The sequence below is a fragment of the Paenibacillus sp. J22R232 genome, from assembly GCF_056269165.1.
Map to the genome: position 1 here is coordinate 765,443 of NZ_JBWDNK010000002.1, position 15,483 is coordinate 780,925.

Sequence of the window (15,483 nt, forward strand, 5' to 3'; positions counted from 1 at the left end):
ATCGCGGTAAAGAGCAAGGGTCAGAATGGCGTATGGCCGATGTCGAATAAAAAAGCGGGAGCCGATGGTTAGTTAAACCATCGGCTCCCGCTTTTTGCTGCTGTCATATCGCGATTAGCCTGTTACAAACTCTACCTCGATACGAACAACCTCGGAGCGGCTTCCGATTCTTATCGGCGGCCCCCATGAGCCGAAGCCGGAGGATACGATCGCGTGAAGGCTGCCCTTTTTCAAATAACCCCAGTCCAGCTCGAACAATCGCTTCGTAATGAGATGGTTAGGCATCATTTGGCCGCGGTGCGTATGGCCGGATACGGAAATGTCGATGCCATTCTCAGCAGCCTTAGCGATGTCGGACGGCTGATGATCAAGCATAATTAGTGGCTTTGATTGATCGAGCGGCGCGATAAGGTCGCCGATTGTCATTCTTCCATCAGCCCCGAAGCCTGCGGATGCTTTATCCTTGCGGCCGACGAGATAAAAGCTGTCTGCGATGAGCGCTGACTCATCCATGAGCACCCGGATGCCAATCGCATCCATGGCAGTGATGAATTCAGGCACTTTGCGGCCAATATATTCATGATTGCCAGTTACGGCGTATACGCCTAAAGGCGCCTTCAGCTTGCCGAGCACGGCCGACATGTTTTTACGAAGAAACGGTTCAATGTCATCGTCGAGAATGTCGCCGGGCAGCAGAATGAGGTCAGGCTGAATCTGGTCGATGTGGCTGACCAGCCTCTCCAAATGCCGATTGCCCACGATATTGCCAAGATGGAGATCCGACGCCATGGCGATCCGCAGCTTCTTCAGCTCTCCAGCAGGCTTTTGCACTTGAACCTGATAGGTTCTAACGATAGGGCTCCATGCATTCCAGCTTCCCCGCAGCAGTAGGATAACCATCAGGCCGGCGGCGATGCTCCCTACACCAACGATATAGACAGTTGGATCTGTTCCGGCGGCTTTCAGAATAAGAGCGATAATATTCGCGGGCGGTAGAATGAGGACGGCGTATTCCAGAATGGCGAACCAATAGGATCCAACGACCTTAAAGGCCTCGGCGATCGGGCGCAGCGGCGTGCCGTAGGCAGCGCGGCCGATCATATACGCATAAGCGACAAGACCGGCGGCCAGCGCGTACCAGCCTGCGGATTTCAAGTCGAACACGGTCGATAAGAGCAGCCATCCATTCCAGCCGATATAGAAGGAAATACCGCTGTATACAAGCAACACGCAAAAAATAATAGCAATAAAACGCAGCTTCATCCCTCAACGCTCCCTAGCTTTTCATCTGTTAGCTTCTAAGCTGAATTTACTATAGCATACAGGGAGTTGGCACAGCAAAAAATGCGAGATTAGAAGAAGGTGATCAACCTTTGCCTGCTATATTGCCAATAGAATAGCGCGCTGACGCCCCAATCGTTGCGCAGGCTGCCAGCCTATGGTATCGTTTCGTCATAGAGGATCGCGCATATAAACGGAAACGGAGCGAATAATGAAATGAAATCGCTTGTATTGGCAGAAAAACCGAGTGTGGCGAAGGAAATTGCGCGCGTGCTTGGCTGCGGGCAGAAGCATAAGGGCTATATGGAAGGTCCGAAATACGTGGTGACTTGGGCACTAGGCCATCTTGTGACATTGGCTGAGCCGGAGGATTACGATCCGAAATATAAAACGTGGAATTTGGAAGATTTGCCGCTGCTTCCCCACAAAATGAATTTGAAGATCATGAAGGAAACTTCCCAGCAATACAGAGCAGTTGCCCAGCTATGCAAGCGTCAGGACATCGGCGAGCTCATCATCGCAACCGATGCAGGGCGCGAGGGCGAGCTTGTCGCCCGTTGGATCATGGAGCTTGTTCATTGGAGAAAACCGTTCAAGCGGCTGTGGATTTCCTCGCAGACGGACAAAGCGATCAAGGACGGCTTTAATCAATTGAAGCCGGGCAAGGATTATAATCATCTGTATGCATCGGCGGTTTGCCGGGCAGAAGCGGACTGGCTGATTGGGCTGAACGTGACGCGGGCATTGACGACCAAATACAATGCCCAGCTTGCTGCGGGCCGCGTACAAACGCCGACGCTCGCGATGCTGATGGAGCGGGAGCAGGAAATTCAATCATTTCAATCTCAGCCTTTTTGGAATGTGTTCGCTGATTTTGGCGATTTCTCTGCCATTTGGCGGGAACAGGACGCCCATGACGGACGAATATGGAGCCGAGAAGACGCGGATGCCATTGCCGCAAGAATCAAACGCGGGCAAGCAAAGGTCAGCAGGCTCCGTACGGTCGAGAAATCCGAGCCGCATCCTCAGGCTTATGACTTGACGGAGCTGCAGCGCGATGCGAATAAGAAGCTTGGCTTCTCGGCCAAGCAGACGTCCAACGTGCTTCAGAAGCTGTATGAGCAGCATAAGCTCGTCACTTATCCGCGTACGGACTCCCGGTATTTGTCCAGCGACATGGTTCCGACCTTAAAGGGGAGGCTGGAGAGCATTGCCGTCGGACCTTACGCGCAGCTTGCGCGCAGGCTGGTCAGAATGCAGCTGCCCGTAACGAAGCGAATTGTCGATGATTCGAAGGTTACCGATCACCATGCCATTATTCCTACGGAACAATTCGTCAACATCTCCGCGCTGAGCAATGACGAACGGAGACTGTATGATTTGATCGTCAGACGCTTCATTGCTTTATTCTACGGGCCTTACCGTTATGATGAGACAAGCGTCGTGCTAACAGTGGGCAAGGATCAGTTCTATGCCAAAGGCAAAATCGAGAAGGAAAAAGGCTGGAAGGAAATTTATCAATCGAGTGCGAATGCTTCCAGTCAGGATGACGACGATGACGATGATGGAGCAGGCGATGCCGGAGAAAGCAAAGCCGACCGCCAGCCTTCACAGCTTCTGCCGCCGCTCTCGAATTCGCAGACCCTTACGGTTAAGCAAGAGAAGATACGCGAGCTGCGTACGCTGCCGCCGCCTCGTTACACGGAAGCCACGCTGCTCACCCGCATGGAGAAGCACAGTCTTGGAACTCCCGCGACAAGAGCGGATATTATCGAGAAGCTGCTAGGAACGGATACCATTACGCGGACGCAGAATAAGCTGATGCCTACCGGCAAAGGAAAGCAATTGATAGAGCTGGTGGTAAAGGAGCTTAGAAGCCCGGATCTGACGGCCAAATGGGAGCAGGATCTGGAGCGGATCGCCAAGGGCAAGGGAGATCCTGCAGCTTTTATGAAAAACGTACGCCAGCAAGCAGCCAAGTGGGTGTCGGAGGTCATTGCGGAGACAAAGGAATACAAGCCGCATAACCTGACGCACTCGCGATGTCCGGAATGCGAGAAGCCGCTGCTTGAAATAAACGGCAAGCGCGGCAAATCGCTCGTTTGCTCGGATCGCGAATGCGGTTACCGCCGTGCCGCGGAGCCGATGCTCTCGAACAAGCGCTGTCCGAACTGCCATAAAAAAATGGAGATCAAAGACGGAAAAGCAGGGAAGTTTGCGCAATGCAAGCCGTGTAATGTCATTGAGATGCTTGGCGACAAGCAGAATGGCAAAGTTAACCGGAAGCAGAACCAGAAGCTCATTGAGCAATATAGCGATAATACGTCTTTATCGAACAGCTTGGCTGATAAGTTGAAGGCTGCGCTTGAGAAGCAATCGGATTAATAACGCTCGTAAAGTCGGCAAGCTCTCCGTCGTGAGAGCTTGCCGATTTTTTTGTTTGCACATAGACAGGATAACCGTGCTGCCCTTGGGGCCATAAACCTAGCAGCTACTGCTAGACTTCTATAATAAAGGCTACTAACCTATGTCATTCATCCAAGAGATAGATAGTTCTCCGTCATATGCTATGGATATGAAGATAGGAAAGGGGTTAGATTGGGATGGGTGAACATCAGGGCAGGCAGTTGGCCAGCAAATGGGCGAAAACGGCAATCTTGCTTTCACACTCGAGCATCGCGCCGCATATTCCTCCTACACGGAGATTTACGCCGAACAACCTCAGTTCCATGCTTGATTCCCATCAAATGGTTGTCGTAAAACCAGTTGTTGGAGCTGGCGGGCATGGCGTGATTAAGGTTACGAAGGACAGCGGAGGCTACGCGTATACTTATTATTCGCAGACGAAACGTTTTGCTAGCTTCGGAGCGTTAATAGGTGCACTTAACAAACAGCGCAAAGGCCGTTCCTATTTGATTCAAAAAGGCATTTATCTAGCAACTGTGGATGGCAAGCCAATTGACTACCGGGTGAAATACGTGAAGACAGACAGCGGCTGGGTCTACCGAGCAATCGTCGGCCGCATTGCCAAAAGAGGCTTGTTCGTAACGAATTTGTGCAGAGGCGGCACCATGGTAACCGCAGCCGAGGGCATAAGCAGATCGCTATCCTCTGCGCAGGTTTCGGAGAAAAAGAATAAAATGAGAGAGCTGACCGTACTCTCGACTGCTGTGCTTGAGGCTAAATATCCGGGAATCGGCCAGCTCGGCTTTGATTACGGAATTGATAAGCATGGAAAGATATGGATCTTTGAAGTCAATACGCGGCCTCAATAATTGGAAGGGGCAGTCCCTACAGAAAAAGCAGCCTCCCTTAACAGGCAGCTGCTTGTTTTCAAAGCCATTTTGAGAAATTTCGGCTCATACTCTCTAAGTTATCATAAAGGGTATAAGGAACCTTCAGCCTACTAATAAAGTGGTGTTGAAGGTTCTTTTGCGCGTTTTATGGAGCAAGGCTTTTCGAAAATAACCTTTTTGGGACGGCTTATTTACGCGGTAGGATGAAGGTTAAGTTAAGAAGTCGCATCGGCAGCAGCATCTACAACCGGTTTTTGGAAAAAGGATCCGCTCCGCAAGCCGTCCACGAATTGCTGAAGCCAGGTGTAGTAGTCGATGCCATGCCGCAGCTTATGTAGATCCTTTAGACAAAGCTGCCGCTCCTCCTCGTCGGTCTCTTTGGCCAAAATAATCTCGGAGAGAGGGGGAATGACTTCATTGATCGCCCCGAGCATCACGTCGATCTCGCGCTGCAGCTTGGCAGCGAAGAAGTTTTGAAACGCTTGGAAGAAGTCGGTTTCCGCGACATACAGGTCTTTGCGCTCCTGCTTTTCGTCAAGCTTCATAATCATCTTCGAGTCCATAAGGGAACGGACGGCGTAGCTCATATTGCTCTTGCTCATATTCATATGCTGCTTCATTTCCTCAAGCGTCATGGGCTTGTCCTCAAAAAACATAACCCCGTACAGCTGCCCGAAGGAATAATTGGCTCCGTATAAATCCATCGTTTGCGCAATCGCATCAATAATTTTCCCTCTAATTTGCTCCTGCGTCTCCGGAGTATCGCCCGTATCGGGATTGGATGCTCTCTTCATGTCTCTCACCCGCATCATTTGGATTTTCGAATCTTTACAAGATCTTTAACGGAAGTTGACGTTCCGATAATGCAGCCGTCATACACTGAACGTACAATAATTTTTGAACGATAGAGGTGAAAAACGATTTTATACGACTATTATACCAAATGTTAAAGAAAAATTGAACGAAATTAAGGAGGTTGCTGAAACCCGCTATGGTTAAGGAATGGAAGGCTCTTTTATTCACGCTGCCGGCAATGATTCCATTGATCGTGTTCTGGATTATCCCGCTCGGCACGATATTTTACTTGAGCTTTACGGATTGGGATTTCATGAGTCCTGTTAAAACCTTCGTCGGCCTAGACAACTATTTGTATTTGTTCGACAATCCCGCCTTTTACCAGTCGCTTGGCGTCACTTTGCTTTTTTGCCTAGGGAGCGTACTGCCGGTCATGCTTGGGGGCCTCGGACTTGCGCTGCTGCTGAACCGAACGCTGAAGGGGGCAGCATGGTACCGCACGCTCATGTTTTCCCCGTGGGTGACCCCAACGGTTGCTGTATCGATCGTATGGTCGTGGATATTCGAACCCAAGGTGGGACTGGCCAATACGGTGCTGCGCTGGTTCGGCTTGGAAGGCGTTGGCTGGCTTCAGGATACAAGCTGGGCACTGGCAGGCGTGCTGATCGTAACGATCTGGAAACTGATCGGCTGGACGATGGTGTTCTACATCGTAGCTCTGCAAAACGTGCCGCGCGAGCTGCTGCAAGCGGGCGAGCTTGATGGAGCGGGGAGCTGGAGCAAGCTGAGACACATCACGCTGCCGCTCATTTCGCCGACTACTTTGTTTCTATTTATCGTCCAAACGATCTCGGCGCTTCAAGCCTATGACCAAATTAACGTGCTGACCCAAGGAGGCCCTGCCGGTTCAACGAGAACGCTTCTGTACATGTATTATCAATCGGCGTTCGAGTCCTTCGATATCGGCGAGGCCTCATCAGTAGCCGTCGTGCTGGTGCTCGCTTGCATGCTTCTTTCGGTCATTTCGTTTGCGGTAAGTCGTAAAACGGTTCACTACAGCTCGTAATCACAAGGAATGACAGAAAGGAGAGCTTAACCTTGCCAGCCGTTCACCGCGTTCGAAGGATGCTCCATCATCTCATTCTGCTGCTATTTAGCGCCGCTATGGCTTTTCCGTTCTATTGGATGGCGACCAGCGCGCTCAAAACAAACGATGAGATTTGGCAATTTCCCCCGACCTTCTGGCCAAACTCGCCCCAGTGGGGCAATTACTTGGAAGCTTGGCTGGAAGCGCCATTTTGGCGATATTTAACGAACAGCATCGTCGTAGCTGCCGTTATTGTCGCGTTGCAGGCGATGAACTCCGCGATGATGGCATACGCCCTCACGCATATGCGCTTCCGATTGAAGAAAGCTTTTACCGCCATCATTATGCTTGGCTATATGATACCTAGTACCGCAGTGTACTTGCCCAGCTACATGATTCTAGCGAAGCTGAACCTGCTTGACTCTTATGCGGGGCTTATTCTATCGAATTGCGTCAGCGTATTCTCGATTTTTTTGATCAGACAAGCTTTTCTTCAGGTATCACATGAGCTGGTAGAAGCAGGACAGATCGACGGCGCGTCGCATATGCGAATCTTGGGCTCCATCTTAGTTCCGGTGGCGCGGTCATCCTTTGTCGTTCTCGCTCTTATCACCTTCATTGATCATTATAATAACTATTTCTGGCCGATGCTGATTACTAAAAATCCGGATTTGCAGCTTGTTTCAGCCGGCTTGAGAAGCTTCTTCGTGGAAGGAGGGGCTTACGGCTTAAAGTGGCCGCTCATTATGGCAGCAAGCTCGTTCACGATTGCGCCGCTGCTTGTCCTGTTTCTTTTTGCGCAAAAAACGATTCTGAAAAGCTTTAATATGTCTGCCGGAGCTAGCAAGGGCTGATTGGAAATTGAAAAGCTGAATACGTTGGCCGATTCATACAAATAGAGTGGAGGAAAAAATACGATGTTGAACAAGAAAAAAGGTTTAGCTTTGATGATGGCAGTTAGCTTTACGGTGCTTTCCGCCTGCGGACAAGCCGGAAGCGGCACGAACGGCGCGGCGAGCGGCACGAATGCGCCCACAAATGCGGCAACGAACGAGGCAGCGCCTAAAGAGCCCGTTACGATTGAGTTCTGGTACGGCCTAGGCGGCAAGCTGGGAGATACGATGAAGGAGAAAATTGAGCTATTCAACAGCTCACAGCAGGAAGTAGTCGTGAAAGGGATCGCGCAAGCAGACTATTCGGAAACGGAACAGAAGCTTCAAGCGGCCATTGCGGCGAAGCAAGCGCCTGCAGCCGTGCTTTCGTCGAATATGACTTGGGCGCAAAAGGGACTCTTCGCGGACATGAGTGGCATGATTGCCGCGGATTCAACCTTTAATAAGGAGGATTTCGTGCAAACCTTCCTGGGTCAAGGGCAATTGGACGGCAAGCAGTTTTTCCTCCCGATGTACGGAACGACGCAGGTCATGTATTACCGGAAGGACGCGCTAGAGAAAAACGGGTTAACGCCTGACAACTTCAAAACGTGGGAGGCGCTTGCGGAATCAGCGGCGAAGATGGCGACAAAGGCTGACGGGAAAACGAGCTTTTTCGGATGGGAACCGATGTGGGGCAAAGACAATATGATGGATGCGGTATTCAGCAAGGGCGGAACGGTACTTAGCGAGGACGGCAAAACGGTCATGATCGACTCGCCTGAATGGGTCGAGACGTGGGAGCTGTTCCGCAAATGGATTCACGAGGACCAAATTATGACGATTCACTCCGGCGGCCAAGGCTGGGAATATTGGTATAAGACAATCGATGATGTGATGAAGGGCCAAGCGGCAGGATACACGGGCTCAAGCGGAGACCAAGGCGATCTGGATTTCAATATTGTAGCTGCGATGGAGCAGCCAGGGTGGGAAGGCGTAGGAGTAGGAAAGCCCGCGGCATCAGCCATCATGGCAGGCATTCCGTCTGGCGTGAGCGATGAGCAAAAGGCTGCAGCCTACAAATGGTTGACGTTCTTCTCGCAGCCACAGAATACGGCTTCTTGGTCGATTAGCACAGGATATATCGCTGTACGCTCATCGGCTTTGGAGGATGAAGCATACAAAGCATTCAGCGAGCAAAATCCGCAAATCAAAGTACCGCTCATGCAGGCAGCCCATGCATCGGCGCCATTCCAAGACCCGACAGGGGGCAAAATAAACGATGCGCTTACCATCGCGGCAGACAAAGTTCAGATCGGCAACGTGTCGGCTGAACAAGCGTTAAAGGAAGCGAAGGCTACGGCACAGAAGGAACTTGATAGATTGAAATAGGGGTGACCGACATTATGCCTGACTTAATCATACACAATCGAGCATACAAGGTGGCAGGCATCTTGTTCGATAAGGATGGAACGCTGCTCGACTTTATCGCCATGTGGGGCTGCTGGAGCAAATCCGTATTTGAGGCATTCGAGCAGCAGCTAAGGAAGCGGGGCCTTTCCTTTCCATCCGATATCGTTCCGAGCTTATGGGGAACGATTCATGGGATAGACGGAACAATTACCGACTACGACCGGAACGGCCCGCTCGCGATGGGTTCGATGCAGGATTTGTACGCGGTGCTGTCTTGGCAAAGCTACCGGGCCGGCCTGTCATGGGCGGAGTCGATGGAGCTCGTGCAGCAATGCAAGCAGCATGCGGATAGGGAGCTGGAACGTCTGCGGCCGGCCGAGCCCCTTCCGGGGCTGCATGCCTTTCTGGCAAGCTGCAAGGAGCACGGCTTAAAGCTTGGCGTAGTTACGGCTGATGAAACAGAAGCTGCTGAGCGGCATTTGGCATGGATGGGAATTCGAAGCTATTTCGACGCCGTGGTTGGAAGCGATCTTGTTGAGCTAGGAAAGCCGTTTCCCGACATGCTGCAGCAAGCCTGCGGGAAGCTGTCTCTTTCATGCTCGGATACGGCTATCATTGGGGATACGAATGGCGATATGCGGATGGGCATGGCAGCAGGCGCAGCTGTTTCCGTCGGCATTCACGCAGTTGCGAATCCAGCAACTGCCGCGCGGTTGCTGCCCGATGCGAATGAATGGATAAGCGGTTACTCGCAGCTCCGTATCGGGAGGCGACCCGATGAAGGCTGATACCGGCTGGGGCTGGACGTTCCTGCTGCTTGCGATCGTTTTGGAATTGACGGGAACCGTTTCGATGAAATATTCGGCGGGCTTCTCCCGTTTTTGGCCATCCGTGCTTATGTTCTTATTCTACGGGGCGAGCTTTACGATGCTCAATTTCGCATTAGCCTATATGAACGTTAGCGTTGCTTATGCAATATGGTCCGGCATTGGCATCATTTTGATCACATTGGCCAGCTTTATTATGTTTCATGAAAAGCTTCCGGTTGCGTCATTGCTTTGGATCGGGTTAATCGTTGTGGGAGTAGTGGGATTGAATATGAGCGTGAAAGGCCACTGAACATGAAAAGAAAAAGGAGGTCGTTCCGATGCTTAGACCATTGGCTGGCGAATCACGCGTGTCTCCGGCAGGAGAAGACGAGCGGACGCCGATTATAAGCTTTCAGGTTATAACGGATACACATGTTACGGCAGACCCCGACCATCTTCATAATGAACATTGGATGCAGGCGCTTCAGGATATTGCCGCCAATGCCGCTAACAGCATCGGCATCATGCACGTAGGTGATGTGACCGATCGGGGGCTTCGTGCCGAGTATGAGGAATTTGTCCGGATATGGGACTGGTATAAAGCCGAATTGCCGCCGATTTGGCTTACGTACGGCAACCATGATATTTTTCTTGGCGAATGGGCGAGTCAATTGAGGCTCTATGAAAAGTTTACGGGGATGAAGGGGCCTTATTACGACGTTTGGCTTCAAAACTATCATTTTATTTTTTTGGGCTCGGAGCAGGGTTTGAAGGATTTTGCATATTTGAGCGAGGACCAACTGTCCTGGCTCGACCATAAACTTAGCGAGAGAGCCGATGCTGCCAAGCCAAAGTTTGTTTTTCTCCATCAGCCGTTGAAGGATACGGTAGCGGGGTCTCTGGAAGCGCAGGGCTGGTTTGGCGTAACGCAGGATAAGGAACTAAAGAAATTGCTGGAGAAATACCCGGAGGCGATTATGTTTAGCGGACATACGCATTGGGAGCTGGAAGCGGGTTTAACGGCTTTCGACGGCAAGGGGGAGACGGCCGTATTATTCAATTGCTCGTCGGTTGCCTATCTATGGACGAATGAGGACGAGTACAAGGAAGGCAGCCAAGGCCTATACGTAGACGTATACGAGGACAAAGTAATCGTGCGAGGCAGAGATTTCACTTCATCTGCATGGGTAGCGTCTGCTGCCTACCAGGTGAGTGTAGGCAGAGGAGCAGGAAGCCCTTAGGGGCTTTTTTGCTGTCTTGGCAGCTAGCAAATTGAAGGATATATGTAATGCCGTTAATATATTCCATTAATAGATTCATAGATTTCGATTAAAGTTTTTTATAGCAGTGCTTTACAAAACGACCTGTGGATAACTATATCCACATTATTCACATTGATTTTGCTCATCGATATCCGTATATGCACACGCTATGCACACCGTATCCACAACATCTTGTGTATAACTAGGGCTGTTGTCCTTCTATTAGTGCCATGCTACTATGAACAAGTAATAACCAAAGGATGGAAGAAAGGGTGTGTAGTGATGGAGCTACTGTCCGATGAAATGCTGGTAGACACCTATTATGCAGCTATCCAATTTAAATTGGAGCCCGATTTTATACGAATGCTGGCTATTGAAATGAAACGAAGACGACTTAATCCGGAAACGGCCAGAATTACTGCTTAACGCGGGAACGAGCTGCAGTCACACAACATGATTACCATTCGATAACCGATACTTCGGTTGCTTGCTTGCAAGTCGAGCAATATAGCATATGCATGCAGGCGCGAGCAGCTTGCTCAGCCGCCTCATTTCGGAGCGGATCGACATCGATTTGACCATATGGAGCATATGGGCCTGTCAGATCGGATGAACGGCCGCAATCAACAATTGCGCTATCGCAAGAGGAGCAGCGTTCATGCAGAGATTGAATTCCGTTGCAAACCGGACAAAACATAAGGGTATCCTCCTTGGCACGCCTCGCATATGTATGCGATAGGTGAACGTTTGATTAAACGCCAAGGTTAGGATACCCTTATGTTCGAATTTCAACTAAACGCGCAGACGGTTGTACCGTTATCTTTTCATATTGCTGCTATGGCCAGGCGACAGCTTAGCGCTTGGGTCAACGTAAACCTTCGCGTTGTTAATCGCGGTCGGAGCCTCGCCGAATCCTACTGCAATCAGCTTTAGCTTGCCAGGATATGTGGTAATATCGCCAGCCGCGAATATGCCCGGTATGTTCGTCTCCATCCGGGTGTCCACAACAATCGAGCCTCCTTGAATGTGAATGCCCCAATCCGCTATAGGTCCAAGCGAAGAGATGAAGCCGAAATTTACGATGACGGCATCGACATCCAGCTCGGTGGTTTCCATCGTTTTGACATCGGTCAGTGTCAGTCTCGTAATACGGTCCTCGCCATGCAGCGCCGTAATTTCCTTTGGCGTGAGGATAGTTACGCTGGATTGCATCAGCTGCTGGACACTATGCTCATGCGCTCTGAATTTATCTCTCCGGTGTATTAATGTCACGCTTTCTGCAATCGGCTCGAGCATGAGCGACCAATCTACGGCTGAGTCGCCGCCGCCGCTTATCAGTACCTTTTGCCCCCTAAACCGCTGCAAATCACCTACAAAATAATGAAGGTTATTTTTTTCGAATGTGGAAGCTTCCGGCAGCTCAAGCCTTCTTGGCTCGAACGCGCCTACCCCAGCTGTAATAATAACGGCTTTGGCATAATGCGAACCTTTATCCGTTATAATCTCAAAGAGGCGCTCGTCATGCTTGATGACGTTAGTTACCTTTTCCTCTAAGCATATTTCCTGCTCGAAATGCGAAAGCTGCTCCACCAATCGGTCAACCAGCTCTTGTGCCGTTACTTTTGGAAATCCGGCAACGTCATAAATATATTTTTCAGGATATAGCGCTGCAAGCTGACCGCCTAGCTGAGGCATGCTTTCAATTAGCTTAACGGATGCTTGGCGCATCCCGCCGTAGAAAGCAGCGAACAATCCTGCAGGCCCTCCTCCTATAATTAATATATCGACTGGGCTTGCTGCTGTATCAGGGTTAGTCAATGTAGCCACCTCCATGTTATAAGCATTACGATTACAATTATAATCCTTCGTAGAAGAAGAAGGAAATATTTAATTTGTATAGAGTTCTAAACAATTTCGTACATTTTGCCCTTGAACTTTTACTTAAAACTATGTAAAATTTCTGATGTATGTTATGCTCGGGACTGTTTGCAAAGAGCAGAGAAACCTCTTGATTCCGAGTGAATGATTCATTGATAAAACGGCTTCAATTAGAACACACTGAACTTATAATTATAGATATTCGGTTTAGCATGTGTAATTTTTCACAATGTAAAATGACAAAGATAAGAGGAATGGATGGGATCATACTATGAGCAACATACCTAAAATCGTCATTCTTGGCGCAGGGTACGGAGGCATACTAACAGCGCTTCGCTTGCAAAAAGAATTAAACTACAATGAAGCTGACGTTACGCTAGTTAATAAACATGACTATCATTATATTACGACACATCTTCACATGCCTGCAGCTGGCACGGACAATCCGGAAAACGCACGTGTGAGCATTTCGAAATTGATCGATGAATTCAAAATTGATTTCGTGAAATCGACGGTCGTGCAAATTCGTCCGCAGGATAAAAAGGTTATTCTCGAAGACGGTACGCTGTCTTACGACTATTTGGTAATCGGACTTGGCGGCGAGCCGGAAACATTCGGCATTCCGGGCCTTGGCGAGCATGCCATGAATATCCGCAGCATCAACTCCGTTCGTTTAATCCGCGAACATATCGAGTATCAATTTGCTCGTTTCAAGCGCGAACCGCACCGTACGGATTATTTGACGTTCGTTGTAGGCGGCGCTGGCTTTACCGGAATTGAATTTGTCGGCGAGCTTTCCGACCGTATCCCAGAGCTTTGCAAGCAATTCGACGTAGATCCGGCTCTGGTGAAAATTTACAATATCGAGGCTGCGCCAACTGCGCTTCCAGGCTTTGATCCCGAGCTCGTTGAATACGGCATGGACGTATTGACGAAGAAAGGCGTTACGTTCCGCATCGGAACGGCGATCAAAGAGTGCTCGCCTGAGGGTGTCGTAGTCGGAGAAGGCGAAGAAATCAAGTCCGCAACGGTTATCTGGACCGGCGGTATCCGCGGCAATCGCCTCATTGAAGAAGCTGGCTTCGAGACGATGCGCGGCCGCGTGAAGGTGGATGAGTTCCTTCGTTCGCCGGGCAACGAAAATATTTATATCGTAGGCGACAATTCGCTGATGTTTAATCCGGAAGGCCGTCCTTACCCTCCAACCGCTCAAATTGCGATGCAGCAGGGCGTTGTTTGCGCGCATAATCTGGTCGCTTCGATCCGCAACCAGCCGCCAAAGGGCTTCACGTTCAGCAACAAAGGAACAGTTGCATCGCTTGGCAAAGGCGAGGCAATCGGCATCGCGTTCGGCAAAAAGTATAAAGGGCGCGTAGCGGCTTGGCTGAAAAAAGCAATCGACCTGCGCTACCTGTTCATTATCGGCGGGATCTCGCTCGTGCTTCGCAAAGGCAAATTCCTATAATGAGACATTGCAGCGTACAGGTACGCGGCTTGCTGACACGGGATGAGCTGGATCGTTACAATGCCTTAATGGAAGTCGGTTCCTTCTTAGAGTCGCAGACGCGCTACGATTTGGCCTATACGGTGCAAAAAGAAGTGGACCTGTTGATTCAGCCGGCTATTGAGCGCTTGAAGGACAAAGGCCGCGAACGCGACCGTGCTACCCAGGAATACTTGGAAGCGAAGCGTCTTGGCCTGCAAGACGATGAGGATGAAGACGAGGACCTTTAATAGCAACAGGGCTTTCGATATTGAAGCGGCATGCATGCTGCTTCATGCGAAAGCCCTTTTTTGTGGTATTGAGCAAGGAGGCGAAATGGCATCATTCAAAAGGGTGGCACTCGAAAGTCTTTATTGAAAATTCCATCGCCTATTTGCTGCGTAAGCTGAAAAAGAACCTCCAGCTCCACTTAATAGTGGCGTTGAAGGTTCTATGGTCGACCCTATGGGATTTGCCAAAAAGGGGTTACCTTTTAGAGTTTAGAGACAGCCCCTTGTTAATTGGCTATATCGCCAGAAATTGCGTGAATTTTTCACCGTTCAAAATATTGCCGACATAGAAATCGCCGAAGTCGGCGAAACGCGCGCTCACTTCGTCAAAGCGCATTTCATAGATGAGCTTTTTGAACTGCAATGCGTCGTCCGCGAACAGTGTCACGCCCCATTCCCAGTTGTCGAAGCCGACGGAGCCGGTAATGATTTGTTTCACTTTGCCCGCATAGGAGCGGCCGATCATGCCGTGGCTGCGCATCATCGTTTTGCGTTCGTCCATGCTGAGCATGTACCAGTTGTCTTGCCCGTCGCGGCGCTTGTTCATCGGGTAGAAGCAAATGTGGCTGGCCTTCGGAAGCGTAGGCTTCAGCCTTGCGATAATATCCGGATTCTGCATCGGATCGGATCCTGGTGCCGCCATATAGTTGCTAAGCTCGACGATGCTCACATAAGAGTGCACCGGGTAAGTAAAGCTTGCGAAGGACGTTTTGTTGAACGCGGTCTCGATGGCATTCAAGTCCTCAAGCGTTTCACGCAAATGCATGAACATGAAGTCAGCCTTCTGGCCGACGATGGAATAAACAGCTGTGCTGCCTTCCTTATTTTCTTCTACCGCTGACCATTGCTGCAAAAAGCTTTGCAGCTCGTCCAGCGCACGGCTGCGCTCGCTCTCATCGGCTAAGCGCCACGCGGTCCAGTCGACGCTGCGGAAATCATGCAGCGCGTACCAGCCTTCTAATGTTTGTGCTGCTTCACTCATTGTATAAATGCTCCCTTCAAGCTCCATAATGATGC

General features: G+C 50.2%; 16 protein-coding genes. 11 read left to right on the forward strand and 5 right to left on the reverse strand.

Going from position 1 to position 15,483, the window contains the following annotated elements; genetic code table 11:
• Positions 1-114: 114 nt before the first annotated feature.
• On the reverse strand, positions 115-1,263 hold the full coding sequence (locus tag AC0YN3_RS09760) for a metallophosphoesterase (protein ID WP_475774883.1): 1,149 nt from the start codon (positions 1,261-1,263) through the stop codon (positions 115-117).
• 234 nt (positions 1,264-1,497) lie between these two features.
• Between AC0YN3_RS09760 and AC0YN3_RS09765 the strand changes: the two genes are divergently transcribed.
• Together AC0YN3_RS09765 and AC0YN3_RS09770 are read left to right on the forward strand one after the other, a co-directional pair.
• A complete protein-coding gene (locus tag AC0YN3_RS09765; RefSeq protein WP_475774884.1) occupies positions 1,498-3,666 on the forward strand; it encodes a DNA topoisomerase III in 2,169 nt (722 codons plus the stop codon).
• A 218-nt stretch (positions 3,667-3,884) separates the two neighbouring features.
• The gene (locus AC0YN3_RS09770) at positions 3,885-4,556 is read left to right on the forward strand and encodes a YheC/YheD family protein (protein ID WP_475774885.1); all 672 of its coding nucleotides are present in this window, start codon (positions 3,885-3,887) and stop codon (positions 4,554-4,556) included.
• Between the two features lie 236 nt (positions 4,557-4,792).
• Here AC0YN3_RS09770 and AC0YN3_RS09775 read toward each other — a convergent pair whose 3' ends face one another.
• Positions 4,793-5,371 carry a GbsR/MarR family transcriptional regulator gene (locus AC0YN3_RS09775; RefSeq protein ID WP_475774886.1) on the reverse strand — a complete coding sequence of 193 codons (579 nt, stop codon included), beginning with the start codon at positions 5,369-5,371 and terminating at the stop codon, positions 4,793-4,795.
• 197 nt (positions 5,372-5,568) lie between these two features.
• Here AC0YN3_RS09775 and AC0YN3_RS09780 point away from each other — a divergent pair, with 197 nt between their 5' ends.
• From AC0YN3_RS09780 to sda, 7 genes are all read left to right on the forward strand, one after another.
• Positions 5,569-6,438 carry a carbohydrate ABC transporter permease gene (locus tag AC0YN3_RS09780; RefSeq protein WP_221226262.1) on the forward strand — a complete coding sequence of 290 codons (870 nt, stop codon included), beginning with the start codon at positions 5,569-5,571 and terminating at the stop codon, positions 6,436-6,438.
• A gap of 59 nt (positions 6,439-6,497) precedes the next feature.
• A complete protein-coding gene (locus tag AC0YN3_RS09785; protein ID WP_475775119.1) occupies positions 6,498-7,313 on the forward strand; it encodes a carbohydrate ABC transporter permease in 816 nt (271 codons plus the stop codon).
• A 63-nt stretch (positions 7,314-7,376) separates the two neighbouring features.
• Positions 7,377-8,723, forward strand: a complete 1,347-nt coding sequence (locus AC0YN3_RS09790; RefSeq protein WP_475774887.1) for an extracellular solute-binding protein — start codon at positions 7,377-7,379, stop codon at positions 8,721-8,723.
• A gap of 14 nt (positions 8,724-8,737) precedes the next feature.
• Positions 8,738-9,532, forward strand: a complete 795-nt coding sequence (locus AC0YN3_RS09795; RefSeq protein WP_475774888.1) for an HAD family hydrolase — start codon at positions 8,738-8,740, stop codon at positions 9,530-9,532.
• Complete coding sequence (locus AC0YN3_RS09800) at positions 9,522-9,863, forward strand: DMT family transporter (protein WP_475774889.1); 342 nt, start codon at positions 9,522-9,524, stop codon at positions 9,861-9,863. Before AC0YN3_RS09795 ends, AC0YN3_RS09800 begins: the two co-directional genes overlap by 11 nt.
• 28 nt (positions 9,864-9,891) lie before the next feature.
• Entirely contained in the window at positions 9,892-10,794 is a 903-nt protein-coding gene (locus tag AC0YN3_RS09805) for a metallophosphoesterase family protein (protein ID WP_475774890.1), read from the forward strand.
• Between the two features lie 303 nt (positions 10,795-11,097).
• On the forward strand, positions 11,098-11,241 hold the full coding sequence (gene sda / locus AC0YN3_RS09810; protein ID WP_441944256.1) for a sporulation histidine kinase inhibitor Sda: 144 nt from the start codon (positions 11,098-11,100) through the stop codon (positions 11,239-11,241).
• A 31-nt stretch (positions 11,242-11,272) separates the two neighbouring features.
• On the opposite strand, the gene AC0YN3_RS09815 is transcribed toward sda, so the two are convergent.
• Together AC0YN3_RS09815 and AC0YN3_RS09820 are read right to left on the reverse strand one after the other, a co-directional pair.
• Positions 11,273-11,512 carry a hypothetical protein gene (locus AC0YN3_RS09815; protein WP_475774891.1) on the reverse strand — a complete coding sequence of 80 codons (240 nt, stop codon included), beginning with the start codon at positions 11,510-11,512 and terminating at the stop codon, positions 11,273-11,275.
• A 119-nt stretch (positions 11,513-11,631) separates the two neighbouring features.
• Positions 11,632-12,633 (reverse strand): NAD(P)/FAD-dependent oxidoreductase, encoded by a 1,002-nt coding sequence (locus AC0YN3_RS09820; RefSeq protein ID WP_475774892.1) that lies wholly within the window; start codon positions 12,631-12,633, stop codon positions 11,632-11,634.
• A gap of 331 nt (positions 12,634-12,964) precedes the next feature.
• On the opposite strand from AC0YN3_RS09820, the gene AC0YN3_RS09825 reads away from it, so the two are divergent.
• On the forward strand, positions 12,965-14,158 hold the full coding sequence (locus AC0YN3_RS09825; RefSeq protein WP_183558888.1) for an NAD(P)/FAD-dependent oxidoreductase: 1,194 nt from the start codon (positions 12,965-12,967) through the stop codon (positions 14,156-14,158).
• Complete coding sequence (locus tag AC0YN3_RS09830) at positions 14,158-14,427, forward strand: hypothetical protein (protein WP_475774893.1); 270 nt, start codon at positions 14,158-14,160, stop codon at positions 14,425-14,427. Before AC0YN3_RS09825 ends, AC0YN3_RS09830 begins: the two co-directional genes overlap by 1 nt.
• 274 nt (positions 14,428-14,701) lie before the next feature.
• Here AC0YN3_RS09830 and hemQ read toward each other — a convergent pair whose 3' ends face one another.
• Positions 14,702-15,448, reverse strand: coding sequence for a hydrogen peroxide-dependent heme synthase (gene hemQ / locus AC0YN3_RS09835; protein WP_475774894.1), 747 nt, complete (start codon positions 15,446-15,448; stop codon positions 14,702-14,704).
• Between the last annotated feature and the right edge of the window lie 35 nt (positions 15,449-15,483).

Coding starts and splice junctions, on each gene's coding strand:
- AC0YN3_RS09760 (WP_475774883.1), bottom strand. CDS start 1,263: ATGAAGCTGCGTTTTATTGCTATTATTTTTTGCGTGTTGCTTGTATAC.
- AC0YN3_RS09765 (WP_475774884.1), top strand. CDS start 1,498: ATGAAATCGCTTGTATTGGCAGAAAAACCGAGTGTGGCGAAGGAAATT.
- AC0YN3_RS09770 (WP_475774885.1), top strand. CDS start 3,885: ATGGGTGAACATCAGGGCAGGCAGTTGGCCAGCAAATGGGCGAAAACG.
- AC0YN3_RS09775 (WP_475774886.1), bottom strand. CDS start 5,371: ATGAAGAGAGCATCCAATCCCGATACGGGCGATACTCCGGAGACGCAG.
- AC0YN3_RS09780 (WP_221226262.1), top strand. CDS start 5,569: ATGGTTAAGGAATGGAAGGCTCTTTTATTCACGCTGCCGGCAATGATT.
- AC0YN3_RS09785 (WP_475775119.1), top strand. CDS start 6,498: ATGCTCCATCATCTCATTCTGCTGCTATTTAGCGCCGCTATGGCTTTT.
- AC0YN3_RS09790 (WP_475774887.1), top strand. CDS start 7,377: ATGTTGAACAAGAAAAAAGGTTTAGCTTTGATGATGGCAGTTAGCTTT.
- AC0YN3_RS09795 (WP_475774888.1), top strand. CDS start 8,738: ATGCCTGACTTAATCATACACAATCGAGCATACAAGGTGGCAGGCATC.
- AC0YN3_RS09800 (WP_475774889.1), top strand. CDS start 9,522: ATGAAGGCTGATACCGGCTGGGGCTGGACGTTCCTGCTGCTTGCGATC.
- AC0YN3_RS09805 (WP_475774890.1), top strand. CDS start 9,892: ATGCTTAGACCATTGGCTGGCGAATCACGCGTGTCTCCGGCAGGAGAA.
- sda (WP_441944256.1), top strand. CDS start 11,098: ATGGAGCTACTGTCCGATGAAATGCTGGTAGACACCTATTATGCAGCT.
- AC0YN3_RS09815 (WP_475774891.1), bottom strand. CDS start 11,512: ATGTTTTGTCCGGTTTGCAACGGAATTCAATCTCTGCATGAACGCTGC.
- AC0YN3_RS09825 (WP_183558888.1), top strand. CDS start 12,965: ATGAGCAACATACCTAAAATCGTCATTCTTGGCGCAGGGTACGGAGGC.
- AC0YN3_RS09830 (WP_475774893.1), top strand. CDS start 14,158: ATGAGACATTGCAGCGTACAGGTACGCGGCTTGCTGACACGGGATGAG.
- hemQ (WP_475774894.1), bottom strand. CDS start 15,448: ATGAGTGAAGCAGCACAAACATTAGAAGGCTGGTACGCGCTGCATGAT.